This is a genomic window from Xanthomonas hortorum (genome assembly GCF_011305375.1).
Classification (GTDB): Bacteria; Pseudomonadota; Gammaproteobacteria; order Xanthomonadales; family Xanthomonadaceae; genus Xanthomonas; species Xanthomonas hortorum_E.
Genome location: NZ_VCME01000032.1, coordinates 1 through 24,087, shown reverse-complemented (window position 1 = coordinate 24,087; position 24,087 = coordinate 1). Strand labels below are relative to the sequence as shown.

General features: G+C 67.0%; 18 protein-coding genes and 1 pseudogene. All 19 read right to left on the bottom strand.

Annotated features, from left to right (window positions below; all coding sequences use genetic code 11):
* Nucleotides 1-458: 458 nt before the first annotated feature.
* Nucleotides 459-2,552 carry a flagellar biosynthesis protein FlhA gene (flhA, locus tag FFY45_RS21280; protein WP_023903920.1) on the bottom strand — a complete coding sequence of 698 codons (2,094 nt, stop codon included), beginning with the start codon at nt 2,550-2,552 and terminating at the stop codon, nt 459-461.
* The gene (gene flhB, locus FFY45_RS21275; protein WP_115038909.1) at nt 2,549-3,679 is read right to left on the bottom strand and encodes a flagellar biosynthesis protein FlhB; all 1,131 of its coding nucleotides are present in this window, start codon (nt 3,677-3,679) and stop codon (nt 2,549-2,551) included. Before flhB ends, flhA begins: the two co-directional genes overlap by 4 nt.
* A gap of 274 nt (nt 3,680-3,953) precedes the next feature.
* Nucleotides 3,954-5,489, bottom strand: a pseudogene (locus FFY45_RS21270) (putative bifunctional diguanylate cyclase/phosphodiesterase); the annotation flags it as partial.
* A gap of 101 nt (nt 5,490-5,590) precedes the next feature.
* Entirely contained in the window at nt 5,591-8,512 is a 2,922-nt protein-coding gene (locus tag FFY45_RS21265; protein WP_176341960.1) for a diguanylate cyclase, read from the bottom strand.
* 290 nt (nt 8,513-8,802) lie between these two features.
* Nucleotides 8,803-11,751 carry a ligand-binding sensor domain-containing diguanylate cyclase gene (locus tag FFY45_RS21260; protein WP_176341945.1) on the bottom strand — a complete coding sequence of 983 codons (2,949 nt, stop codon included), beginning with the start codon at nt 11,749-11,751 and terminating at the stop codon, nt 8,803-8,805.
* A gap of 107 nt (nt 11,752-11,858) precedes the next feature.
* Nucleotides 11,859-12,650 carry a flagellar biosynthetic protein FliR gene (gene fliR / locus FFY45_RS21255; RefSeq protein ID WP_176341944.1) on the bottom strand — a complete coding sequence of 264 codons (792 nt, stop codon included), beginning with the start codon at nt 12,648-12,650 and terminating at the stop codon, nt 11,859-11,861.
* A 13-nt stretch (nt 12,651-12,663) separates the two neighbouring features.
* Nucleotides 12,664-12,933 (bottom strand): flagellar biosynthetic protein FliQ, encoded by a 270-nt coding sequence (locus FFY45_RS21250; RefSeq protein ID WP_005917968.1) that lies wholly within the window; start codon nt 12,931-12,933, stop codon nt 12,664-12,666.
* 212 nt (nt 12,934-13,145) lie between these two features.
* Nucleotides 13,146-13,985, bottom strand: coding sequence for a flagellar type III secretion system pore protein FliP (gene fliP / locus FFY45_RS21245; protein WP_006449775.1), 840 nt, complete (start codon nt 13,983-13,985; stop codon nt 13,146-13,148).
* A gap of 1 nt (nt 13,986) precedes the next feature.
* On the bottom strand, nt 13,987-14,394 hold the full coding sequence (fliO, locus tag FFY45_RS21240) for a flagellar biosynthetic protein FliO (protein WP_176341943.1): 408 nt from the start codon (nt 14,392-14,394) through the stop codon (nt 13,987-13,989).
* Complete coding sequence (gene fliN, locus FFY45_RS21235) at nt 14,391-14,729, bottom strand: flagellar motor switch protein FliN (protein ID WP_006449777.1); 339 nt, start codon at nt 14,727-14,729, stop codon at nt 14,391-14,393. Before fliN ends, fliO begins: the two co-directional genes overlap by 4 nt.
* The gene (fliM, locus tag FFY45_RS21230) at nt 14,726-15,739 is read right to left on the bottom strand and encodes a flagellar motor switch protein FliM (protein WP_006449778.1); all 1,014 of its coding nucleotides are present in this window, start codon (nt 15,737-15,739) and stop codon (nt 14,726-14,728) included. Before fliM ends, fliN begins: the two co-directional genes overlap by 4 nt.
* Before the next feature lie 10 nt (nt 15,740-15,749).
* Nucleotides 15,750-16,301: a flagellar basal body-associated FliL family protein gene (locus FFY45_RS21225; protein WP_176341942.1), complete on the bottom strand. Its 552-nt coding sequence runs from the start codon at nt 16,299-16,301 to the stop codon at nt 15,750-15,752.
* A gap of 164 nt (nt 16,302-16,465) precedes the next feature.
* Entirely contained in the window at nt 16,466-17,767 is a 1,302-nt protein-coding gene (locus FFY45_RS21220) for a flagellar hook-length control protein FliK (RefSeq protein ID WP_176341941.1), read from the bottom strand.
* Nucleotides 17,764-18,219 carry a flagellar export protein FliJ gene (gene fliJ / locus FFY45_RS21215; RefSeq protein ID WP_006449781.1) on the bottom strand — a complete coding sequence of 152 codons (456 nt, stop codon included), beginning with the start codon at nt 18,217-18,219 and terminating at the stop codon, nt 17,764-17,766. Before fliJ ends, FFY45_RS21220 begins: the two co-directional genes overlap by 4 nt.
* A 3-nt stretch (nt 18,220-18,222) precedes the next feature.
* Entirely contained in the window at nt 18,223-19,605 is a 1,383-nt protein-coding gene (gene fliI / locus FFY45_RS21210) for a flagellar protein export ATPase FliI (RefSeq protein ID WP_176341940.1), read from the bottom strand.
* Nucleotides 19,602-20,222, bottom strand: coding sequence for a FliH/SctL family protein (locus FFY45_RS21205; protein ID WP_176341939.1), 621 nt, complete (start codon nt 20,220-20,222; stop codon nt 19,602-19,604). The genes fliI and FFY45_RS21205 overlap by 4 nt, the downstream gene beginning before the upstream one ends.
* Nucleotides 20,219-21,208, bottom strand: a complete 990-nt coding sequence (fliG, locus tag FFY45_RS21200) for a flagellar motor switch protein FliG (protein ID WP_006449784.1) — start codon at nt 21,206-21,208, stop codon at nt 20,219-20,221. Before fliG ends, FFY45_RS21205 begins: the two co-directional genes overlap by 4 nt.
* 10 nt (nt 21,209-21,218) lie before the next feature.
* Nucleotides 21,219-22,949 carry a flagellar basal-body MS-ring/collar protein FliF gene (gene fliF, locus FFY45_RS21195; RefSeq protein WP_023903933.1) on the bottom strand — a complete coding sequence of 577 codons (1,731 nt, stop codon included), beginning with the start codon at nt 22,947-22,949 and terminating at the stop codon, nt 21,219-21,221.
* Nucleotides 22,950-22,962: 13 nt separating this feature from the next.
* Nucleotides 22,963-23,334: a flagellar hook-basal body complex protein FliE gene (gene fliE / locus FFY45_RS21190; protein ID WP_006449786.1), complete on the bottom strand. Its 372-nt coding sequence runs from the start codon at nt 23,332-23,334 to the stop codon at nt 22,963-22,965.
* Nucleotides 23,335-24,087: the final 753 nt, after the last annotated feature.

Sequence of the window (24,087 nt, the reverse complement as noted above, 5' to 3'; positions counted from 1 at the left end):
GGGACAGGGTGGAGCTGTGCGATCGGCCCGGCTGCGAGATTTCAAGTCACTGGTTTGATTGACTTTTCTCTAGGGGCGCGATGCGTTGACATCCACCGTGCGGGTGGATGCGCTGGCGGGTGGGAGGTCGAGCGTGGAGCGCCCGCAAAGTCTCGAAACGGCTGGCGTCGTGCAATCGATTGGAGGTTTGGACCAGTGGCGGCTTTCCGACGCTGGGTGCGGTGGTCGGTCGCCTGTCTGCAGCGAGAGGGCTGGGCGCGGGTGGGTTCGTAGGAGCGCACCCGGGCGCGATGGGCCATCCCGGTAACGCCCTCGCGACCAAGGTCGCTCCTACAGTGATGTCAGCAAGCTTTCCTGGTCCGCAGCATGTCGCGTGTCGTAGGAGCGCCCCTGGGCGCGACAGGCCGTCCCGGTAAAGCCCGTCGCGCCCGGGTGCGCTCGTACGAGGTGCGTCAGGCTCAGCTGATCGTGCCGACCAGCTTCAGGCGCTTGTCTTCCGGCACTTCGCTGTACGCCAGTACCGACAGGGTCGGCACGCTATGGCGGACCAGGCGGGCCAGCGCGGCGCGGACCTGGCCGGGTACCAGCACCACTGCCGGTTCGTTGCGGGCTTCCTGCTTGCCGACGCAATCGGCCAGGCTCTGGTGCAGGCGCTCGGCCAGGCCGGGTTCCAGCGCCACGCCGTTGCCGTGGGTGGATTCCTGCAGCACGCGCTCCAGCTGCGGGGCCAGCGTGTAGACCGGCAGCTCTGCCGACATGCCGGCGATTTCCTGCACGATGAAGCGGCCCAGCGAGGTGCGTACCGCAGCGGTGAGGGTGGTGGGGTCCTGGCTGTGCGGGGCATGCTCGACCAGCGCTTCGACGATCTTGCGCAGCTGGCGTACCGGGATGCGTTCGATCAGCAGGTTCTGCAGCACGCGCACCACGACCGACAGCGGCAGCGCCTTGGGGGTGAGGTCTTCGACCATCTTCGGCGCGGTCTTGGCCAGGGTCGCCAGCAGTTGCTGCACTTCCTCGTGGCCGAGCAGTTCCGGGGCATGTTCGCGGATCAGGTGCGACAGGTGGGTGGCGATGACGGTGGCCGGGTCGACCACGGTGTAGCCCATCGATTCGGCATAGGCGCGCTGATGCGGCTGGATCCAGGTGGCGTCCAGGCCGAACGCCGGGTCCTTGCCGGGAATGCCGTCGAGCTGGCCGAGCGCACCGCCCGGGTCCAGCGCCAGTTCGCGGTCGGGATAGATTTCCGCAGTGGCCACCGGCACGCCGTGCACCAGCAGGCGGTAGGCGTTGGCCGACAGCTCCAGGTTGTCGCGGATATGCACCGGCGGCACCAGAAAGCCGATGTCCTGGGTGAGCTTGCGGCGCACGCCCTTGATGCGCGCCATCAACTCGCCGCCCTGGTTCTTGTCCACCAGCGGGATCAGCCGGTAGCCCACTTCCAGGCCCAGCGGGTCGATCGGGCGCAGCTCGTCCCAGCTCAGCTCCGAACTGGCCTGGGCGGCGGTGGCCGCCGCTGCGGCCTTGGGGTCGGTGGCGGGGTCGCCGGTGGGCGGGATGACCAGGCTGCGCTTGTACATTTTCCAGGCGATCACGCCCAGGATCAGGCCGAGCGTCAAAAACGCGACGTTCGGCATGCCCGGCACCAGGCCGACCAGGCCCAGGATGGCCGCAGCCACCGCCAACGCGCGGTGCTGGCCGAACACCTGGCTGATCATGGCCCCGCGCATGTCCTGCGCACGCGAGGCGCGGGTCACCAGCAAGGCCACCGAGGACGACACCAGCAAGGCCGGCAGCTGCGCCACCAAACCGTCACCGATCGACAGCAGGGTGTAGGTGGAGGCGGCATCCACAAAGCTCATGCCGTGCTGGAACATGCCCACCGCCATGCCGCCGATGAGATTGATGAACAAAATCATGATGGCGGCGATGGCGTCGCCGCGGATGAACTTGTTGGCGCCGTCCATCGCGCCGTAGAAGTCGGCTTCCTCGCGCACTTCTTCGCGGCGGGCCTTGGCTTCCTCACGCGTCAGCAAACCGGCGTTGAGGTCGGCGTCGATCGCCATCTGCTTGCCGGGCATGGCGTCCAGGATGAAGCGCGCGGTCACTTCCGACACGCGCCCGGCACCCTTGGTGATGACGACGAAGTTGATGATGGTCAGGATCGCGAATACCACGATGCCCACCGCGTAATTGCCGCCGATGACGAACTGGCCGAACGCCTCGATGACCTTGCCGGCCGCAGCGTGGCCGTCCTGGCCGTTGATCAGGATCACGCGGCTGGAGGCGACGTTCAGCGCCAGGCGCAGCATCGTGGTCATCAACAGCACGATCGGGAAAATGGTGAATTCCAGCGGGCGCTGCACGTAGATCACCGCCAGCAGCACCATCAGCGAGATGGCGATGTTGAAGGTAAACAAGGCATCCAGCACCGGTGCGGCCAGCGGCACCATCAGCATGGCCAGCATGGCCATCAGCGCCAGCGGGGCGCCCAGGCCGTTGCGCAGCAACTCCATGATGCGTCGGGCATTCAGCGGTGCGGGTTGGGCGCTCATGCGCTGGCTCCCTTGCCGAACTCATCCACTTCGAGGGAAGGCAATTCCGGCATCGGGCCGCCGTTCCAGCCACGCAACTGGTAGACGTAGGACAGCACCTGGGCCACGACCGAATAGAGTCTCACGGGAATTTCCTTGCCAATTTGAGCTTCTCTATACAAGGCGCGTGCCAAAGGCGGGGCGGTGACGATCGATACCCGGTGCTGTTCGCAGACTTCGCGGATGCGGAAGGCCATTTCGTCCACGCCCTTGGCCACCACGATCGGGGCGCGCATCTTGCCGCCCTCGTACTTGAGCGCCACTGCGTAGTGGGTCGGATTCATCAGCACCACGTCGGCCTTGGGCACCGCTTCCATCATCTGGCGCTGCGACATCTGCATCTGCATCTGGCGGATGCGCCCCTTGACCTCCGGGCTGCCCTCGCTCTCCTTCATCTCGCGCTTGATCTCTTCGCGGGTCATCTTCAGCTTCCGCATCCAGTTCCACTTCTGGTACGGCGCGTCGATGGCAGCCAGCAGCACCAAGGCCCCGGCGGTGTAGAACAACAGGCTCTTGGTGAAGTCCAGGCCGTTGCCCACGGCTTGTTCCAGTGGCTGGTTCACCAGCGAGCGCAGGCCGTGCAGGCCCTTGGAGATGCACAGGCTGGCGGCCAGCCCGACGAACAGCAGCCGCAGCACCGACTTGACCAGCTCGGCCAGGCTGTTGCTGCCCCACATGCGCTTGATCCCGTTGGCCGGGTTGAGCTTGTTGAGGTCGGGCATGATCGCCTTGCCGGAAAAATGCAGGCCGCTCATCAGCAGCGGGCCGGCCAGGCCGGCGGCCAGGCAGATGCCGATCAGCGGCACCATCACCCATAGCAGCTGCAGCAGCAGGTCGCCGAAGTGGCCGAACAGCGCCATCGGGTTTTCACGCATTTTCGGGTCCGGGCTGAGCGCGGTCTTCATCCAGACGCTGGCGCCATCGCCGATGCCGCGGGCCAGGGCCATCAGCGCGAACACGCCGGCACCGAACACCGCGGCAGTGGACAACTCGCGCGATTGCGGGATGTTGCCCTGCTCGCGGGCTTCGCGCAGGCGTTTTTCGGTGGGAAGCTCTGTACGTTCGCCGCCGTCTTCGGACTCGGACATGGAGGTGCCGGTGACTTGTCAGCCCTGCCTCATGCAAGCGGCGTTCCAGTTGGTGGGGCTGGGATTGGGGGGGCGGGAATCGGGATTGGGGAATCGGGACGTAGCGGCCGCGCGTGGAGCCGCTGGCGGTGTGTTGTAGTTGGGTGGTTAGCGGGGAGGGCCGCAGGTCGGGAATCGGGAGCGTGGGCTAACCAACTGCAGGCTGGTGCTCGGCTCGGTTGGCGGGTCGTCGAGCGTGGATGCAGGTCTACGGTCGTTTTTTGATGCTTTTTGCTCAGCTGGCCTGCCGGTGCAGGCCATCGCGCTGGGCGACCACCGTGGCGATAAAACGCTCTGCGTCCATTGGCCGGCCCAGCAGATAGCCCTGCAGCTGGTCGCATCCCAGCCGTTCCAGGGTGTTGCGCTGGGCGGTGGTCTCCACGCCCTCGGCCACCACCTGCAGCCGCATGGTGTGGGCCAGCGCCACGACGGCTGCGCCGATGGCGATGTCTTCGGGGCAGGTGTCCATCGCCTGCACGAAGCTGCGGTCGATCTTGAGTTCGTGCGCGGGCAGCTTGCGCAGGTAGAGCAGGTTGGAATAGCCGGTGCCGAAATCGTCGATGGCGATGCGCACGCCCAGCGCGTTGAGCTGGCCGAGCGTGCGCAGGCAGGCGTCGGCATCGCGCATGGCCATGGTTTCGGTGATTTCCAGGGTGAGTTGGCCGGGCGGAATCAGATGCTCGGCCAGGGTAGTGGCCACTTCGTCCAGCAGGCTGGGCGAGGCCAGCTGCGTGGCCGAGAGGTTCACAGCCACCCGCCAGTCGCCATGCCCGGCCTCGCGCCAGGCGCGCATCTGCCGGCAGGCTTCCTGCAGCACCCAGCTGCCGAGCGGGCCGATCATGCCGCTGCGTTCGGCCAGCGGGATGAAGCTGTCCGGTGGCACCAGGCCGCGTTCGGGATGTTGCCAGCGGATCAGCGCCTCGGCGCCGATCGGGCGGCCATCCTCGGCGCAGTATTTGGGTTGGTAATGCAGCACGAACTGGCCCAGCTCCAGCGCGCGCGGTAGATCCTGCAGCAGCTGCAGGCGCTCGCGCGTGGTGCCGGTCATCGAGCGCTCGAAGAAGCTGTAGCGGTTGCGCCCGGCCTGTTTGGCGTGGCGCATGGCCGCATCGGCATGGGTCATCAGTTGATGCTCGCTGCCGGCGTCTTCCGGTCCGGCGTCTTCGGGATATAGCGCAATGCCGACGCTGCTGCTCAGGCGCAGCTCCTGGTCGGCGACCAGGAACGGCACCGCCAGCGCCTGCAGCAGATGCGCGGCGATCGCGGCGGCGTCCTCGGGGTCGGCGATGTCGGACACCAGCGCAAACTCGTCCGCGCCCAGCCGCGCCAGGCTGCCGTGGGCACGGCGGTGCGCACTCAAACGCCCGGCCACCGCCACCAGCAGCTGGTCGCCGAACTGGTGCCCGTAGCCGTCGTTGACCGCCTTGAAGCCATCCAGATTGATCAGCATCACCGCAAAGCGTTGCCCGTCGCGCTGGGCGCGGTCGATGCTCTGCAGCACGTGTTCGTGCAGCAGCACGCGGTTGGGCAGGCGAGTGAGCGGGTCGTGCAGCGCGGCCAGTACCAGCTCGGCATTGGCCTGCGCCAGCGATTGCGCCAGCACATCGGTGCGCTGCTGGAAGCGCCGCGACAGTACCGAGATCACCAGCGCCAACACCAGCAAGGCCAGCGTCACCACCACCACTACTGCAGTCAGCCATGACAACGGCAATTGCGCGCCGGTTGTGGCGACGCAGAGACTCGCTGGCGCCAGATGCGCGGCGGCGATGCCATTGGCAGGTTGGCAGCGCGCACGCATGTACGGCGGTTGCGGCACATCGCGCAGATCCGCCTGGCGGCCGTTCGCGGCACTGGGGTGATGGGAGTGACTGCTCATGCCACTGACGACTCAGGCTCCTCCGGTTCGATGCGATTGCGTCCGTGGCGCTTGGCCCGGTACAGCGCTTCGTCGGCGCGCGCCAGCAGCGTGGCCGCCGTGTCGCCGATCCGGAACCAGGCCACGCCGACCGAGCAGGTCACCGGCAGCGGACTGGCGGCGCCCACTTCGTACGGGGCCACGCTGAGCTTTTCGTGGATGGCACGCAGCCGATGCTGGCTGTGTTGCGACATGCCCGGCAGCAACAGCAGCAATTCTTCGCCGCCGTAACGGCCCACGCGGTCCGAATCGCGCAGGCAGGCGGTCAGCCGCGCGCCGACCTTGGCCAGCACCGCATCGCCGACCAGATGCCCATGTTCGTCGTTGACCAGCTTGAAGTGGTCCAGGTCGATCAGTACCACCGCCAGCGGATGCGCACCGTGGGCGCAGGCCTGCAGTTCTTCTGCCATCGCCTCGAGCACGCCGGAGCGATTGAGCAGGCCGGTCAGCGCGTCGTGGCTGGCCTTCAGTGCCAGCGCCGCGCGGGCACTTTCCAGCTCGCGTTTTTCGCGCTCCAGCTGATAGGTGCGCTCGGCGACCAGCTCGGCGAGCATGCGCTCGCGCGCCACCAGATGACGGTGCCGCCAGCGCCACAAACCGGCCAGCAGGGCGCTGCCGATCAGCAGATACAGCGCGATTGCCGGCGGGCTGCGCCACCACAGCGGCGCCACCGCGAACGGCAGGTCGGCGATCGGCGAGGTGGTGCGTCGGTAGCGGTCCAGCAGCTGCACCTGCAGGCGGAAATGCCCGGACGGCAGTGGCGGTTGATCGATCGACAGCGTGTCGCTCTGGATCCATTCGTTGTGCAGACCGAGCAGGCGATAGCGCACCGTGAGCCGGCTGGGGTCGTCGTAGACCTCCATGCTGGACAGCTCGATATGCAGCGGCCTGTCGCTCCAGGCGAGCAACTGGCCGCGCTGCACCGGCACGCCACCGCGGCTGACGCTGTCGATACGCACGCTGGGCTGGCGCTGATCGAACAGGCGCGCCGGGTCGCGCAGATGGCTCACCCCGCGCGCGGTGCCGATCCACACCGAGCCATCGGGATCTTCGGCAAACGCCGCTTCGGACACGTCGTCCCACAACAGCCCCTGCGACTGCGACAGATGCGCCCAATGCTCGCCGTCGTAGACCTCCACGCCGCGTGCGTGACCCACCCAGACCCGGCCGACGCTGTCGCCGCGCAACTGGTACACGCTGACGTCGGCGAGCGCTTCATCGCTGACCGCCTGCAGATCCACTTCTTCGTCCAGCAACAGGCCGTGCCATAGCCCGGCGCGATAGAACGCCAGCCACACTTCGCCGCTGTCGCTGATATGGAATTTGCTGATCCACGGGTCGGAGGCGCCGCCATTGACCTTGACCTTCACCTTCGACCAGTGCGCGCCCTGCAGCCGAAACAGGCCATTGGCGCTGGACACCCACAACGTGCCGTCGGCAGTCTGCTGGATATCGGTGTAGGCGATGGCCGGCATCTGGCTCACCATGTGCAGCGTGCCGCCGTCCAGCGGCCGTTCGAGCGCAAACAGGCCACCGGCAGTGAGCACCCACAGCCGGCCCTGGCGGTCGATGATCAAGCGCCGCCCGGTACGCGGAAGTTTGGCGATCTCGGCGCTGCGGCCATCCGGCCAGTTGCGGCGCACGAAGCCGGCCGAGTTCAGCGTCCACAGGCTGCCGTCGGCACTGCGCGCCATGCCCACGATCTGGATCCCGGAGTTGGATAATGCAGGAACGAAGCGCCCCTTCGGGTCGGCCTGGCGACCCACGCCATGTTCGTTGCCGACCAGCAGCGCACCCTGCGCATCGCGGGCGATCGACCAGGTCGGCGCAACCGGCATGCCTTGCGAGGCGTCCCAGTTCTCGATCCACTCGTAGCCGGCCCAGCGCACCAGGCCTTCGCCGTCCACGGTCATCCAGATGTCGCCGTCGCGGTCCACCACGATGGCATCGCTGCTGCCCGGCGGCAGCCCGTTTTCAACGCCGAAACTGCGCCAGTGGCCGTTTTCCCAGCGCACCAGTCCGTCGTTGCGGCGCACCAGTACCCGTCCTTCGCGATCGAGCACCAGCGGTGCCTGCTGCCCGACGGTGCTGCCATCCAGCAACGGCAGCGGCCGCACGCTGAAGGTGGCCGCGCCCGGTGCGCGGTAGAGCAGGGTGCCGGTGCCACGTACCCACAATGCGCCGTCGTGGTCGCGCAGCACGCTGTACCAGCGATCTTCCGGAACGCCTTGTTCGGGTCCGTACACCTGCACCTTGCGCTGCGCATCGATGGCGCATAGCCGCTTGGCACAGCCGGCCCACAAGGTGTCGCCGTCCACCGACAGGCTCAACACCTTGGACAACTCGGGCACGCGCACGCGGGTGGCGGTATCCAGCAGCGGCTCGCTATGCCAGCGGCCGTTGCCGCGTGCACTCAGCCGCTCCAGCGTGCCGCCGTTGGCCAGCACCGTGCCCCACGGCGGGCTGGCCAGCAGCATGCCTTCCTGCAGATGCTCGGCCTCGTAAGGCGCCAGTCTGCGGAAGCCGTGTTCGTTGCCGACGAACAGCGTCTGGAAGCCGGCCACCCACAACGTACCGTCGGCGGTTTCGGTCATCGAGCTGATCGATTCGTTGCGCAGGCCATCCAGCACCACCTGCTGAAAGCTGCGCCCATTGAAGCGATACAGGCCGCTTTCGGTGCACACCCACAGCAACGTGGCGCGGGTCTGCAGCAGGCAGGTGCCGGCCAGCCCGAGCAGACCCTGGTCATGGGCGTAGCGGCGAATGCTTGCGGTCTGCGCGCCGGCCAGATCGGCCAACGACAGCAATGCCAACAGCAGCACCGCGGCAAACGGCGCGCGCCGGCTCGACGACCTCCACTGGCGGTACTCACACCCCACGAGCGTTGCACTCTCCCACGCGTCGGCAGGTGTGGTCCGCGCCTTGCGCGGGTGTCTCACGCTTGCCATGGGCGGCCCCCATAGTAGGCCGCAGTAAACCGACTAACGGCTGTTCACGCGTGTTTCTTTAATGCGCGCAGCAACACGATGGCGTGATTACCGCCCGACAGTCGATTGCATGCGAGCTCGACAGGCGCTGGCATCGGTTTGCCGGCAGCGCAGTCGAATCGAGTTGTGCGTTCGCTGGAACGCCGCTTTCAACGTATTTCAAGGCGCTTCGGCGCTAACGCTCAACTCTCAGCGGCGTGCTCAGACGCGGTGTGGTCGTAGTCGATGCGATTGCGTCCACTGCGTTTGGCGCGATACAGCGCCGCGTCGGCGCGCGCCAGCAACTGTTCCAGGGTTTCGCCCGGCTGAAACCAGGCCACGCCGACCGAGCAGGTCACCGCCAGCACGCTGCCGTCGATCGGGTAATCGCCGCAGATGCCGCGATGCAAGGCCTGCAAGCGATGCGTGGAGTCGGCATTCAGACCGGGCAGCAGCGCCAGCAATTCCTCGCCACCGTAGCGGCCGATCCGGTCGTCGCCGCGCACCAACGTATCCAGGCGCCGGCCGACCTCGGCCAGCACCGCATCGCCGGCCAGATGGCCGTGTTGGTCGTTGACCAGCTTGAAGTGATCCAGGTCGATCAGCACCACCGCCAACGGCTGCGCCTGGACCGTGGCACGCGCCAGCATGCCGCGCAGCGCGTGCAAGATGCCTGCGCGATTGAGCAGGCCGGTCAGCTCGTCGTGGGTGGCTTTGAGCGCCAGTTCGGCGCGCGCGACTTCCAGCTCGCGTTTGTCCTGCTCCAGCTCGGCGGTGCGTTCGGCCACCAGTTGCTCCAGCTCGCGTTTGCGCCGCAGCAGTTTGCGCGTGCGCCAGCGCAGCAGCACGATCACCGCCGCGATGCCCAGCAGCACATAGCCGATCAACGCGGGAATGCCGCGCCACCATGGCGGATGCAGCACAAAACGAAAGCGCGTGATCGGGCTGCTACTGCGTTGATAGGCATCCAGCACCTGCACTTCCAGCGTATAGGTGCCGGGCGGCAGTAGCGGATAGGTCAGATGGCTGAGCGAGGTGGTGGTCCAGCGCGCCTGATGGCCTTCCACCCGGTAGCGGAAGCTGATTCGGTCGGCGCCGCCTTCCACGCCGGGCGTGGCCAGGTCGATATCCAGCGGAATGTCGGACCATTCCAGCGCCGCCCCGGCGCGTACCGTCTCGGTGCCGCGCCGCACGTGTGCGATCTCCACCTGCAGCGGTTGTGCGGCGAACAACCGCTGCGGGTCGAGCAAGTGGCTCAGCCCGCGGCTGCTGCCGATCCACAGGCTGCCGTCGTCGTCTTCCAGAAACGCGTTGGACGACAGGTCGTCCCACAGCAGACCCTCGCTGCGCGTGATGCGCGACCAACGGCCTTGCTGATACAGATCCAGCCCCTGGCTGCTGCCGACCCACAGCCGGCCCTTGCGGTCGTGGCGCAGGATGAAGGGCATCACCTTGGAGATCAGCGGGTCGCCGACCGCCTGTACCGAGACACCGCCGTCGGCCTGCAGGCGACCGTGCCACAGCCCGGCCTCGCGCAGCGACAGCCAGATTTCGCCGTCCGGTGCGAAATCGATCTGGAACATGTCCTGGCTGGGCAGCGAGCCGCGCACCGGCACGCGCACCCACTGCGTGCCCTCGCGGCGATACAGCCCGTCGCCGGTCGCCGCCCACAGCCGGCCCTGGCGGTCGAAGTCGATGTCGCCGACAAACTTGCCCTGCAGCGCCGGCTCGAAGTTCAGCGCATAGGGTGGGGTGGTCTGACCGCGTGCCAGCCCGCGCGGGGTCGAGATCCAGACCGAACCGGCGTTGTCGAACAGCAGCTTGTAGCCCGGCCTGGGCATGTCCATCACCACGCGGGTCAGCCCGGTGTGCGGATCGCGCCGCGCAATGGCGCCGGAAAAGTACGACACCCAGGGCGCGCCATCCGGTGCCACCGCAACGCTGAGCGTTTGCGACAACGGCTTGCCGTTTTCCAGCAACCACGGCTGGGCGCGCTCGGCATGCCGGGGCAGCAGGGCAGCGCCGCCATCGGCGCCAACCGCCAGCATGCCGTTGGGCAGGCGCTGCATCGCCCAGGTCGGCGCCGACGGCATGCCTTGCGGCTCGGTCAGATGCTCGATGCTGCCGTAGCCGAGCAGGCGTTGCACCCCAAGCCCACGCGTGCCGATCCACAAGGTGCCGTTGCTCTGCAACAGCAGTGGGCCGACCATGGCATCCAGCTGCAGGCCCTGGTCGGGGCCGATGTCGTGCCAATGGGTGCCGTCCCAGCGCACCAGCCCATGATCGGAGCGGGTCAGCATGCGCCCGCGTGCATCCTCCACCATGGTGGTGGCACCGGACATGGTGCTGAAGCTGCTGTGCGCGTTGGCCGGATGCGTCTGGAAGTGGCTCGCGCCCGGCTCGCGCGACACGATGGCGCCGCCGCCACGCAGCCACAGCCGCCCGCCACGTTCGCGAAAGATCACCCGCCAGCGGCGCGCTGGCACGCCATCGGCTTCGGAGAGGGATTCGACCACCTTGCCGGCTGCATCCAACCGGCACACGCCAGCGCCGCACGACGCCCACAGAAACTGCCCATCGGCCAGCAGGGTGCTGCCCGATGGCTGCAGGATTCCATCGGGCGTTCGCAGCGGCAGCGGTTGCACCTGCCATTGCTTGCCCGCGCCCGGCGTCACCGCCAGCAGCGCCCCTGCGCTGATCACCGCGACCCCGTCGCGGTAGGCGGCGATCACATTGCCGGCATCGGCGCGAATGCGCTTGCCCTCGCGCAGCACCTGGATGAACTGCTCGCCGTTGCGCACGAACACGCCATTGGCGGTGGCCACCCACAATCGGCCGGCGCTATCCAGCGTCAGGCCACGGGTGAAGCGAGCGTCCAGGCCCTGATCCTGGCCGGCGGCGATGAAGCGCTCGCGCTCGAACCGGTGCAACGCCAATTCGGTGGCCACCCACACCACACCACGGCGATCCTCGACCAGACCGGTGATGGTCATGCCCTGCAGGCCATCGGCCTGGGCGTAATCACGGAAGCTGTAACTCTGCGCCTGCACGTTCGCGATACTGGCCAAGCCGGTCACAAGCAGGCAGAGCCATGCCCATGGCGCAATGCTGCGCACGGCAGAACGGGCGAACAGCGCAGACACGTTGGGCATCGGTTCCCGCAGGCGTGGCAGTGAGGATGTGATGACTGGCGATTGGCGTCGTCAGTCGTCCTGTGGCGTTGACGGCTTGCCGGCCAAAAACTTGAGGCAGTTCACACTTACGCCGTCAATGCTCTGGCGGCGTCGAACGCAGTGTCGAACATGCGCTGCACGGGCGGTGCGAATTCGCTGGCGAAACTGGAGAGCAGAAACAAGCCCAGCAACACCGTCAGCGGCAAGCCCAACTGCACCGGATTCAAAGCCGGCGCCGCCTTGGCCAATGCGCCGAAGGCCAGGTTGACCGCCAGCATCGCCACCATCATCGGCAACGCCAAGGTGAGCCCGCCGCGCAGGATCTGCAGGAACAGCGTCGGTGCCACTTCGGCAAAGGCGGCCGCATCCGGCACTGCGGTGCCGATCGGCAAGGCCTTGTAGCTGTCCACCAACAACGAGATCACCGCCAGGTGCCCATTGGCCGCGAAGAACAGCAGCCCGAATCCGATGTAGAACCACTGTGCGATCACGCCGGACGTTACCCCGCGCAGCGGATCGGACATCTGCGCAAACGACAGACCGGTGGACTGCGACACCAGCTCGCCGGCCAACGCGCCGGCCTCGAAGATCAGCTTGAGCATGAAGCCCATGCTCGCGCCCACCGCCAGCTCGCGTGCCACGCTGAGCACTGCCTGCGCGGTAAAGCCATCCCACTCCGGTACCGGCGGCAGCAGCGGCGCCAGCACCATCGACAAGGTGCCGGCCAGCATCACCCGCACCCGCCCGGGCACCGCGCGCGTGCCGATCAACGGCATCGCGGTCAGCAACGCGCCGGTGCGCAGCATCGTCCACATGATCGCCCCGACCATCGCGAACGCGCGCTGACCATCGATCACCATCTGGGTCGCAGCATCCATCCGATCTATCCCGCTAACCGATCAAATGCGGAATACGCTGGAACAGCGCAATGGTGAACTCCACCAGATGCCCCAGCAGCATGCTGCCGGTGGCAAACAGCGTGGCCGTCAGCGCGACGGCCTTGGCGACAAAGGCGATGGTCGGTTCGTTCAACTGCGTGGCAGCCTGCACCACACCAATCACCACGCCGACCACCAGCACCGCCAGCAACATCGGCCCGGCAATCCACAGGACGGTGACCAGGCCACCACGCAATTCAGTCAGGGCAATTTCAGGGCTCATGGAGGGGTCTGATGCAAGTGGGGTGCCAAAGGACGGGATTGGGGAGTCGGGACTAGCCCCTCTCCAGCGGGAGAGGGGTGAGGGTACGAGGCGAAGCCACGCGTGTTGTGTGGCTTCGCTGGCTCATTGCTCAGCGCCGGCTTCGGCGTCAGGCTGAAGTGGCAAGCCGGGTAGACACCCCGGCAGTGCAGCGAGCATGCAAAACCCCGCGGCTACGACGCGTTGAAGCTCGCTGCCAGCGTGCCCACCACCAGCACCCAGCCATCCACCAGGATGAACAGCAGAATCTTGAACGGTGCGGAGATCAGCATCGGCGACAGCATCATCATGCCCATCGACATCAGCACGCTAGCGACCACCAGATCGATGATCACGAACGGGATGAAGATCAGAAAGCCGATCTCGAACGCGGTCTTCAGCTCGCTGGTCACGAACGAGGCCACCAGCACCGGGAACGGCACTGCGTCCGGGCCGGCGTACTTGCCGTCGCCGGCCATGCCGGCAAAGGTCATCAGATCGGTCTCGCGGATCTGCGCCAGCATGAAGGCGCGTAGCGGCTGGGTGGTGAGCGTCCAGGCGGTGGAGAAATCGATCTGGTTGTTGAGGTACGGCGACAGGCCGGCGCCCCACATCTTTTGCCACACCGGCATCATCACCAGTGCGGTCAGGAACATCGACAGGCCCAGCAGCACCTGATTGGATGGGGTCTGGCCGGTACCCAGCGCCTGGCGCAGCAGGCCCAGCACGATGGTGATGCGAGTGAAGGCGGTCAGCACCAGCAGCATCGACGGCAGCAGGGTGATCGCCGTCATCAGCAGCAAGGTCTGCAGCGGCAGGCTCACCGGCTGGTCGCCGATGCGGCCAACGCTCACGTTCGGCAACGAAGGCAACTGATTGGCGCCGGCCGGAGCCGGCGCCGCAGCGGGAGCGGCGGCCTGAGCCATCGCCGGCAAGGCGGCAGGTGCGGCGGCGGCCAGCAGCGGGCAGCTCATCACCAGCAGGATCAAGATCAGGCGCAGGCTGCGCCCCCAGCGATTCCAACGACTGAACATGTCACGGGTCCTTGCGCAGCTTCTGTGCGAGCAGCTGGGCGAAATTGGGGAGTTGCTTGAAGTTGGGCAGGGTGGGGGCCGGCGGGGTCGGCAGCGGTTCGGACAAGGTGTGCAGGGTGTTGATGCCGCCGGCGGTGACGCCGAGCAACAACTGCTGGCCGTTCACCTCCACCACCACCACGCGTTCCTTGGCACCCACTGCCAGGCTGGTCACCACGCGCAGGCCCTCGGTATTGCGGAAACCGCTGCCGGGCAGGCGCTTGAGCAACCAGCCCAGGCCGACGATCAGCGCGAGCACCAGCAGCAATGCAAAGACCGCGCCAAACAGGCTGGGCGAGGACGGCGCCTGCGCGCCGACCTGGCTGGCCTTGGCCGCAACCGGCGCGGCCAAGGCCAGCAGGCCGATCACCGCAGCCTCCGGATCCGTTCGCTGGGGCTGACCACGTCGGTGAGGCGGATACCGAAGCGGTCGTTGATGACCACCACCTCGCCATGCGCGATCAAGGTGCCGTTGACGTACACGTCCAGCGGTTCGCCGGCGCCGCGTTCCAGTTCCACCACCGAGCCCTGGTTGAGCTGCAGCAGGTTGCGGATCGGGATGCGCGCGCGGCCCACTTCCAGCGACAGGGTCACCGGCACGTCCAGGATGACGTCCAGGTTGAGGTCGGTGGCATTGAGGTCGCGCTCGGGCTGCAGGCTGTCGAAAGTGGCGGGCGCGGCGTCGAGGATGTCGGAGTTGATCATTTGCTGGGGTCCTGGGATGGAACGGCACGCGGGGCTTGCACGCCGGGCGGGCGGACGGCGGTGATCTTGACGGCGTTGTTGCCATTGGAAACGCCGAATTCGCCGGTGAACAACGGGATTTCTTCCACGCACAGCGGCACCTGTGCGGGCAGGTCGATCGGCAGGATGTCGCCGACCTTCAAACCAGTGAGCTGACGCAGACTCATGCGCTTGCTGGCCAGCACGCTGGACAGGGTCACCTCGGCCGTGTCCAGCTGCTCGCGCAGCATCACGTTCCAGGAGTCGTCGCGGTCGTTGCGGTCGCTCTGGATGCCGGCATCGAGCAATTCGCGGATCGGCTCCAGCATCGAATACGGCAGGGTGATGTGGATCTCGCCGCCGCCGCCTTCCAGCTCCACATGGAAGCGGCACACCACCACGTACTCGCGCGGGGTGACGATATTGGCGAAGTGCGGGTTGATCTCCGAGTTGATGTACTCGAAGTCCACTTCCATCACCGGCGCCCAGGCTTCCTTCAGATCGGCGAAGGTCTGCTTGAGCATCAGCTGCACCACGCGCATCTCGGTGGCGGTGAATTCGCGGCCTTCGATACGGGTGTGGTAACGGCCGTCGCCACCGAAGAAGTTGTCCACCACGGTGAACACCAGCGTAGGTTCGAACACGATCAGGCCGGTACCGCGCAGCGGTTTGAAGCGGATCAGGTTGAGGTTGGTGGGCACGTACAGCGAGTGCATGTACTCGTTGAACTTGACCAGGTCGATGCCGCGCACCGACAGGTCGGCCGAGCGCCGGATCAGGTTGAACAGGCCAATGCGCCACAGCCGCGCAAAGCGCTCGTTGACCATCTCCAGGGTCGGCATGCGCCCACGGATGATGCGGTCCTGGCTGGACAGATCGTATTGGCGCGCCTCGCCGGGCAATGGCTCCGGCTCGGTGTTGACCACGCCCGAGTCCACGCCATGCAGCAGGGCATCGATTTCGTCCTGGGAAAGCAGATCGCTGACGCTCATTGGCCGTGCCTTACTGGGTAACGAAACTGGTGAACAGCAGTTCTTCGACGCACTTCTTGCCGGTCTCGCTGGTCATGACCTTCTGCGCTTCGACCAGCGCGGCTTTCTGCAGCTTCTGCTTGCCGACCAGGTCGGCCACGTCGGTGGCCTTGGTCTGCGACAGCAGCATCAGCAGATGCGCGCGGATGGCCGGGGCGTTCTCGGTGATGAGCTTGAGGTCTTCCGGGTCGCGGGTGACCAGCTGCACTTCGACCTGCAGGTACTGCGGGCCATCGCCGGGGTCGGCCAGATTGACCACGATCGCCGGGTCCATCGGGAAGTACTGGGCCGGCTTGGGCACTTCGGCGACCTTGGGTGCGGCGTGCTTGCCGCCTTTCTCATCGCCCTTGTGGCCGAAGAAGAACCAGGCGCCGCCGCCAGCGGCCGCAAGTACCACCACACCGATGGCGATCAGCAGGATGGACTTCTTGCCACCCTTCTTCTTTTCGCCTTTCTCGTCTTTGTCTTCGGTCTTCTTGGGTTTTTCGGCGGCTGCCACAGTCTGCTCCAGGGGAATGCTCACCCTGTGGATGCAATTGGCATGCCAAAACCGCGACGGTTTCCTGGCGCGGCCTGCGCGCCAACGCGAAAAGCCCCGCAAGCCTTGCGCTGCGAGGGAGGGGCGCGCGCCGGCATCATGCCGACACGCGGTTTTCAGTCGCGCCGGGGGTGATCCGGCGCAGTACTTCAGGCGTAAGCGTCCAGCAATCCACGCTGGCGTAACACCACCGACGGAATTCCGACGGGTGGGCTGTCGTCCAATGTCAGGCCATTGCCGTCGCCGCTGCCGCCGTTACGGTTGCCGGACTGGCTTTGCTGTTGCTGGCCCACATCGGCCTGGCCCAGCTGGAAACCCTGCTGGCCGAGCATTTCGCGCAGGCGCGGCAGGCTTTGTTCCAGCGCCTGGCGCACCTCGGCGTTGGCCGAAGTGAAGCTGGCGCTGACCTTGTCGCCGTCCAGATGCAGACGCACTTCGACCGGGCCCATCTCGTTCGGGGTCACCTTGATGTGCGCATGGCCGATCTTCTGGTCTGCCAGCCAGCTCATACGCGCGCCGATGGCATCGTCGAAGTTGTCGCTGCCCATTTCCGGGGTCGGGGTGGGCGAGGCGCTGAACACCGGAGCGGGATCCTGCAGGCGGCCGAGCGTGGCGGCCGTGGTAGTCGGCAATACGAACGCCGGGGCGTCCAGCGCTGCCGGGCCTGCGGAGTCGTCGGCGCTCGGGTCCAGTGCCTTAGTGGCCATGCTCATCAGCGCGGCGGTCTGGGCGTCGCCGCTCAAGGCGGTGACGGAAGTGGGCTTGGCGCCTGCGGCGGCAGCCGGTGCCAGTGCGCCCAACGAGGGCAGGGCGGTGCCGGCGGTTGCCATCGCGGTAGGCGCAGCAGCATCGGTGGGCAGGGCGGTTGCACTCGCCGTGCCGCCTGCTGCCCCGGCCATGCTGGCGGTCAGTGCCGCTGCCGCGGCAGCCAGCACTTCGCCACCGGGAAGGGCTTGCGCCAGCAGGCCCATGCCGAAGCCGCCCAGACCTGGCGGTGGCCAGGTGGAATCGGTCGCGGTGGCGGCTTCGGCAGGTGCGTCTTCGCTGGCGGTCGCGGGTTTTGCGTTCTTGCCGGTCTTGGCGGTGCCCGCGGCAGAGCTACTCTCGGCTGTAGTTGATTCTTTGGTGGAGCCGGACTTGGCGGGCTTTGCAGCCTTGCTGTCGCCGTCCTGCGCACGCGGCCGTGCAGTGGCATCGCCGGCTGCATCGTCGCCGTTATCGTTGTCGTCGCGTTGCTTGTCGGACTGGCTGGGCTTGGGCGCGGTCTGCTTGGCCGGCACGCGCTCGGGCGCCTGCGGCGGGGCCTGGTTGGGCGTGTTGGCCGGATTGAGCATGCGCGCGAACTGGTCCTGGCCGGCGTCCGGCTCGGACGACGGGTCGCTATAGCTGGATTTCTTGCCGGTGCCGGCAAGCGCGCCAAGACCAGCGGCAAAAGCGGACAGGGGGTTCATGCGGATTCTCCGTGGGTGTCTTCGCTGCGGGCCAGGCGCGAGCGGCGCGCGCCGAGGTCGTCCATCTCACGCTGGTCGCGGCGTTCGATCACCTTGTTCTCCTGTGCGCGGTAGCTGGCCGCCAATTGCTCCAGCACCTGTTTTTCGCGGCTGGCCAGCAGCAGGCGGGTGCGTTCGGCCTCCACCTTGTTGCGGTTGCTTTCCACGGTCTGCGCCTGCTGCAGCACCGCGCTGTCGAGCCGGTCCAGGAAGGCGCGGCGGTTGGTCAACGCCGCGGCGCTGGTGCCGGCCATATGGCTGTTGGCGTATTCCTCGGCGTAGCGGCGCAGTTCTTCCAGACGCGACTGGTGCGTGTCCAGGGCGCGCTGACGCTCGGCCAGATCGCGCGCGACCTGGTCTTCCTGTTCCTGCGCGCGGCGCAACAGGGGGTCGATCCGTTTGGACTGCATCATGGATTAGTTCTCGGGTTCGACCAGCCGCTGCAACGCGGACAGGCTGTCGGGCAGGTGGGCGGCCTTGTGGACGTCCTGTCCGAGGAATTCGACGATGTCCGGCCAACGCGCCAATGCTTCGTCGGTGGCCGGGTCGCTGCCGCGCTGGTAGGCGCCGATGGCGATCAGGTCGCGGTTGGACGAATACGCCGAGAGCAGCCGCTTGAGCTTGCGGATGCGCAGGCGCCAGGTGTCGTCGGCGATGTCCTGCACCACGCGGCTGACCGACGATTCCACGTCGATGGCCGGGTACAGTCCGCTGTCGGCAACCCGACGCGAGAGCAGGATGTGGCCGTCGAGAATGGCACGGGCGGCGTCTGCGATCGGGTCCTGCGGGTCGTCGCCTTCGGTCAGCACGGTGTAGAAGGCGGTGATCGAACCGCGCCCCTTGGCGCCGTTGCCGGCACGTTCCACCAGCGCCGGCAATTTGGCGAACACCGATGGCGGGTAGCCGCGTGTGGTCGGCGGCTCGCCCACCGACAGGCCGATCTCGCGCTGCGCCTGGGCGAAGCGGGTCAGCGAATCCATCAGCAGCAGCACGTTCAAACCCTGGTCGCGGAACCACTCGGCGATGGCAGTAGCGCGGTAGGCGCCGTGCAGACGCGCCAACGGTGGGCGGTCGGCCGGGGCGGCCACCACCACGGCGCGGCGCAGGCCTTCTTCGCCGAGGGTGGTTTCGACGAAGTCGCGCACTTCGCGGCCACGTTCGCCGATCAGCCCGACCACGATCACGTCGGCCGAGGTGAAGCGGGTCATCATGCCGAGCAGTGTCGATTTACCGACGCCGGAGCCGGCGAACAGGCCCACACGCTGGCCGCGGCCGATCGGCAGCAGCGCGTTGATGGCGCGCACGCCGACGTCCAACGAGGTGGTGATGGGCTCGCGCGCCAGCGGGTTGATCGACACGCCGGCCATGCTGACGCTGCCTTCGCCGCGGATCGGGCCCTTGCCGTCGAGCGGGGTGCCGTCGCTGTCGATGACGCGGCCGAGCAGGCCTTCGCCCACTTCCACGCCGCCGCGGCGCCGCGAGGGCACCACGCGCGCATTCGGCAGCAAGCCATGCAGTTCGGCGCTGGGCATCAGGTAGGTGCGTTCGCCGGCAAAGCCGACCACTTCGGCATCGACCCAGCCGCCGTCGACTTCGACCTTGCAGGTGGCGCCCATCGGCGCTTCGCAACCGGTGGCTTCCAGGGTCAGGCCGACCGCGCGGCGCAGGATGCCTTCGCGGATCAGGGTGCGGCCGGCAGTCGGCTCCAGCCCCAGCCCGCTCAGGCGCGTGGCCAGGCGCAGGTTGCGCGCGTCCAGCCAATCGGCCGGGGCCGGGGTGGCTCCCAACACGTCGCTCACAGGCCCGCTCCGGATTTGCGCATGACGGTCTCCAACGCGGCCCGCAGGCGCGCATCCAGAGTTCCATCCACGCGCACGCTTTCGGCATGCACGCGCAGGTCGCCACGGCTCAGGCTCAGGTCCGGGGCCACGCGGGTGGTGCTGCTGGGTGCCAGATGCGGCAGCAGCGCGGTGATGTCGTCCGGGTGCAGGCGCACCTCGACTTCGCGACCGGCACTGCCGACCGCGTCGATGGCTTCGTGCACCAGATCGGCCAGCAGCTGCGGTTCGACCTGGTAGGCACGCCCGACCAGGGAACCGGCGATGCGCACGGCCAGCTCGCCGAGCGCGCCAACCACTTCGTTCTCCAGCCGCGCCAGCGGGCGGGTGAAGTTGTCCAGAATGCCGTCGATCTGCGCAGTCAACCGGCGCACTTCGGACTGGCCCTGGGCGAAGCCTTCGGCATGTCCGCGCTCCAGACCTTCCTGACGGGCGGCGTCTTCGATGGCCTGGATTTCTTCCAGGGTCGGCGGGCGCAGCACCGGCTCATAGATCGTCGGTTCGTCGAATTCGGTTTCCGGCAGCGCCGGGGCCATGTGCAGGTCGGGGGCCAGCCAGCGGGTGACGATATCGTTCATACCATCGCCTCCGCACCGGCGCCGCCCAGGCTGATGGCGCCTTCGTCAGCCAGGCGGCGGACGATGGTGAGGATTTCCTTCTGCGCCGCTTCCACGTCGGCCAGGCGTACCGGGCCACGCGCTTCCATGTCTTCGAGCAGGATCTCGGCGGCGCGCTGGGACATGTTGCGGGTGATCTTCTCGCGCACCTTGGTGTCTGCGCCGCGCAGGGCCAGGCCCAGGCGCTCACCGGAGACTTCGCGCAGCAGCGTCTGCAGGCCGCGGTCGTCCAGGTCCACCAGATTGTCGAACACGAACATCAGGTCCTGGATCTTGCTGGCCAGGTCGGCGTCGATCTTGCCGATCTCGCCCAGCACGCCCTGCTCGGGGCCGGTGTCCAGGAAGTTGAGGATATTGGCAGCGACCTTGATGCCGCCCACGTTGGACGACTTGAGGTTCTGGTTGCCGGAAAACTGGCGCTCCATGATGTCGTTGAGCTCGCTCAGCGCATTCGGCGGAATGCCGTCCAGGGTGGCGATGCGCAGTAGCACGTCGGCGCGGGTGCGCTCGGGCAGCAGCTTCAGCGCCTCAGCGGCCTGATCGCTGTCCAGATGCGCCATGACGATAGCAATGATCTGCGGGTGCTCGTTGCGCACCAGATCGGCGACCGCGCGCGGGTCCATCCACTTCAGGGTGTCCAGACCGGTGGTGTTGCGGCCGAGCAGGATGCGGTCGATCAGGCCACCGGCCTTGTCGGCGCCCAGCGCCTGGATCAGCACGTTGCGGATGTAGTCGTCGGCGCCCACGCCCAGCGAGGTCTTGCCGGCCAGTTCGCCGTTGAAGTCGTCCATCACCCGCTCGACCTGGTCGCGCGAGATGCCGGTCATGGTGGCCATGGCGATGCCGATCTTCTGCACCTCCTTGGGGTCCATATGCTTGAGCACTTCGGCGGCGTCGCTTTCCCCAAGCGACAGCAACAGCACGGCGGCGCGCTGTACTCCGGTCATCGGCGGTGTTTCAGGCTTCACTGGCGACCCATCCCTTCACGACTTGTGCGACACGTTTTGAATCGGCTTTGACGGCTTCGCGTGCGACCCGCATGCGTTCTTCGTAGGCGTCCGGCAGGGCGATCGGGACTTTCTTGTCCTGACCGAGCTGGGCGGTGTCTTCTTCCAGGCGCGGCATCAGGTCGTCATCGTCGACCATCCGCACATCCGCGCTCTGCGGAGTGCCATCCTTGCCGCCCTTGCCTTGCTTGTCCTTGACCACGGTCACGCCGGTGAGCTGACGCAGGGTGGGGCGCACCACACCGAACAGCAGCGCCAGCACCACCACCGCACCGACCAGCAGGCGCAGACCGTTCTGCACGCGCGGGTCTTCCCACCACTTCGGGCCTTCTTCGCCGGCCACCGCTTCACGCACGAACGGGGCATTCATCACCGACACCGTGTCGCCGCGTGCCGCGTCGAAACCCACGGCCTGCTTGACCAGGCCCTCGATGCGGGTGAGCTCGGCGGCGGTCAGCGGCTGCTCGACGATCTTGCCCTTGGCACCGGGGCGCGGCACGTTGTCCAGCAGCACCGCCACCGACACCCGCTTGATGCGGCCGGCCGGCTGACGGGTGTGTTGCAAGGTGCGGTCCAATTCGTAATTGCGGGTGGCGCTCTTGGAACTTTCGGTCGGCGCGGCAGGCGCGGCGGCCTGGCCATTGGCAGCGGCCGGGGTGCCCGGTGCGCCGGCAGTGGCGTTGGCGGCCGGGGCCGGCGGCTGGCCGGGGCTGTTGCTGGTGGCGCCCGGGGGACCTTGCGGGCCGGTGGCGCTGGTGCTGGTGTCGTTGATCTGCTCGCTGCGCAGCTTGGCCGGCTCGCCGTTGTAGAGTTCGCGGGCTTCTTCGACCACCGAGAAATCCATGTCCACGCTGACTTCCGGGTTGACCCGGCCGGCGCCGGTCATCGGCTCGAGCAGCTCGCGGATGCGCTGGTTGTAGGAGCTTTCCTGGCGGCGCACCTGTTCGAACTGGGCGGCGTGTTGGGCGGCGTCGCTGTTGGGGTCGGCGATGGAGAGCATGCGGCCGCTCTGGTCGACCACGGTCACGCGCTCGGGCGTCATGTCCGGGATGCTGGAGGCGACCAGGTTGACGATGGCGTCGACCTGATTGCGTTCCAGACCCTGGCCGCCGCGCAGCTCCAGCACCACCGAGGCACTGGCCACGTCGCGCTGACGGGTGAAGGCGCTGGGCTTGGGAATGGCCAGATGCACGCGGGCCTCGCGCACCGGGCGCAGGGTGCCGATGGTGCGCGACAATTCGGTTTCCAGGGCGTGCTGGTAACGGGCGTTTTCCACGAACTGGCTGACGCCGAAGCCGGGGTCTTTTTCCATCAGCTCGAAGCCGCCGCCGGTCTCTTTACCGGTCAGGCCGGAGCCGGCCAGCTTCAGGCGGGCGTCGTACAAGCGGTCCTGCGGCACCGAGATGGCGCCGGTGTTCTGGTCGATCTTGTACGGGATCTGCGCGGTACGCAGCAGGTCGGCCGCTTCGGCATTGCCCTTGTCGTCCAGGCCGGTGTACAGCGACTGGTAGCCAGGTTTCTGCGACCAGTAGAACACGGCCAGACCGGCCCCCACCGCCAGGGCGATCATCGCCATCATGGTCAGTTTGCGGGTGATCTGCAGGCTGCGGACACGGTCGAACCATTGCCCGGCCTTTTCGGCGTTCTGGTTGATGTTTTCTTTGGAAATCGCGAGTGCCATGTGTCGTTAACCCTTACAGCGGCATGTTCATGACGTCCTGATAAGCCTGGACGAGACGGTTGCGGACTTCCACGGTGGCGCGGAAGGCCACCTGGGACTGCTGGGAGGCGACCATGACCCGTGCCAGATCGGCACTGGGGTCGCCCATTTCGAATGCTTTGGCCAGCGCGCCGGACTTCTGCTGGGCCTCGTTGACGCCGCCGATGGCGCCACGCAAGGTCTCGCTGAAGCTCGGTGCCTGGGTGGCCGGGGTGCCCTGCGTGCCGGCCAGCCCCTGAATCTGATTGCCGCGCGCCGCATCGCCCACCGCGCCCATCGGGCCTTGGCCCATCTGCGTCTGGTAGCTGCGGATCTGCGAGAGGATGGAGGTAACGGAATCGCTCATGGGTGCGGTCAGCCAGGGAGGCATCCACACCAATGCAAGCGGCGTGCCGAAACCGCGCCGGGATTCCGGCGCGGGGGCTGAGAAGGATGCTGTCGCTGGGCTGAGTGTGATCTGCGGGCGCAACTTTCTCTGCGCTAGCGAGGCGGGCACCTAGTGTTGTGTCGGGTGCTTCTTTAGCCGGGCCTTCTCGACAGGGCGCGCGTCTGTTCAGCCGGTTTGTCCAGCAAGACGCGGGCCTGTCTGGCGAAGAGCGACTGATCTGCGGCTTGGCTGCAGGGCCCTTGCCCGCCCACCATCGCGGGACACGCTGCAAGTACGTCCGTGTAAGCTCTTACGCGGCATCCATGCCGCGTAAGGTCCCGCGATGGTGGGCGGGGAAGGACCATTCGAGATGGTCGGTGTGCGCGGTATGTGTTGTGTCTTGAGGGCGTCCGCAGTGTGGATAGATCAGTTGCGGAGCGGCGGGATCTGCGGCTTGGCTGCAGGGCCCTTGCCCGCCCACCATCGCGGGACACGCCGCAAGTACGTCCATGTAGGCTCTTACGCGGCATCCATGCCGCGTAAGGTCCCGCGACGGTGAGCGGGCAAGGACCAGCCGAGATGGTCGGTGTGCAGGGTGTAAGCAATGCATGACGTGCTTCTGATGCGTTGGATCTCTGTAGTTGCGGCCCGTACTCGCAAGCCAATGCAACCCGCGAGATGGCCCGCCTTTTACTTGGCTACCGACCAGCCTCCTGGTGCGGTGTCCTCGCC

Excerpts from the sequence above, each read along its gene's own strand:
- flhA (WP_023903920.1), bottom strand. The coding sequence starts at position 2,552 with ATGAGCGCCCAACCCGCACCGCTGAATGCCCGACGCATCATGGAGTTG.
- flhB (WP_115038909.1), bottom strand. The coding sequence starts at position 3,679 with ATGTCCGAGTCCGAAGACGGCGGCGAACGTACAGAGCTTCCCACCGAA.
- FFY45_RS21260 (WP_176341945.1), bottom strand. The coding sequence starts at position 11,751 with ATGCCCAACGTGTCTGCGCTGTTCGCCCGTTCTGCCGTGCGCAGCATT.
- fliR (WP_176341944.1), bottom strand. The coding sequence starts at position 12,650 with ATGGATGCTGCGACCCAGATGGTGATCGATGGTCAGCGCGCGTTCGCG.
- FFY45_RS21250 (WP_005917968.1), bottom strand. The coding sequence starts at position 12,933 with ATGAGCCCTGAAATTGCCCTGACTGAATTGCGTGGTGGCCTGGTCACC.
- fliP (WP_006449775.1), bottom strand. The coding sequence starts at position 13,985 with ATGTTCAGTCGTTGGAATCGCTGGGGGCGCAGCCTGCGCCTGATCTTG.
- fliN (WP_006449777.1), bottom strand. The coding sequence starts at position 14,729 with ATGATCAACTCCGACATCCTCGACGCCGCGCCCGCCACTTTCGACAGC.
- fliM (WP_006449778.1), bottom strand. The coding sequence starts at position 15,739 with ATGAGCGTCAGCGATCTGCTTTCCCAGGACGAAATCGATGCCCTGCTG.
- FFY45_RS21220 (WP_176341941.1), bottom strand. The coding sequence starts at position 17,767 with ATGAACCCCCTGTCCGCTTTTGCCGCTGGTCTTGGCGCGCTTGCCGGC.
- fliJ (WP_006449781.1), bottom strand. The coding sequence starts at position 18,219 with ATGATGCAGTCCAAACGGATCGACCCCCTGTTGCGCCGCGCGCAGGAA.
- FFY45_RS21205 (WP_176341939.1), bottom strand. The coding sequence starts at position 20,222 with ATGAACGATATCGTCACCCGCTGGCTGGCCCCCGACCTGCACATGGCC.
- fliG (WP_006449784.1), bottom strand. The coding sequence starts at position 21,208 with ATGACCGGAGTACAGCGCGCCGCCGTGCTGTTGCTGTCGCTTGGGGAA.
- fliF (WP_023903933.1), bottom strand. The coding sequence starts at position 22,949 with ATGGCACTCGCGATTTCCAAAGAAAACATCAACCAGAACGCCGAAAAG.
- fliE (WP_006449786.1), bottom strand. The coding sequence starts at position 23,334 with ATGAGCGATTCCGTTACCTCCATCCTCTCGCAGATCCGCAGCTACCAG.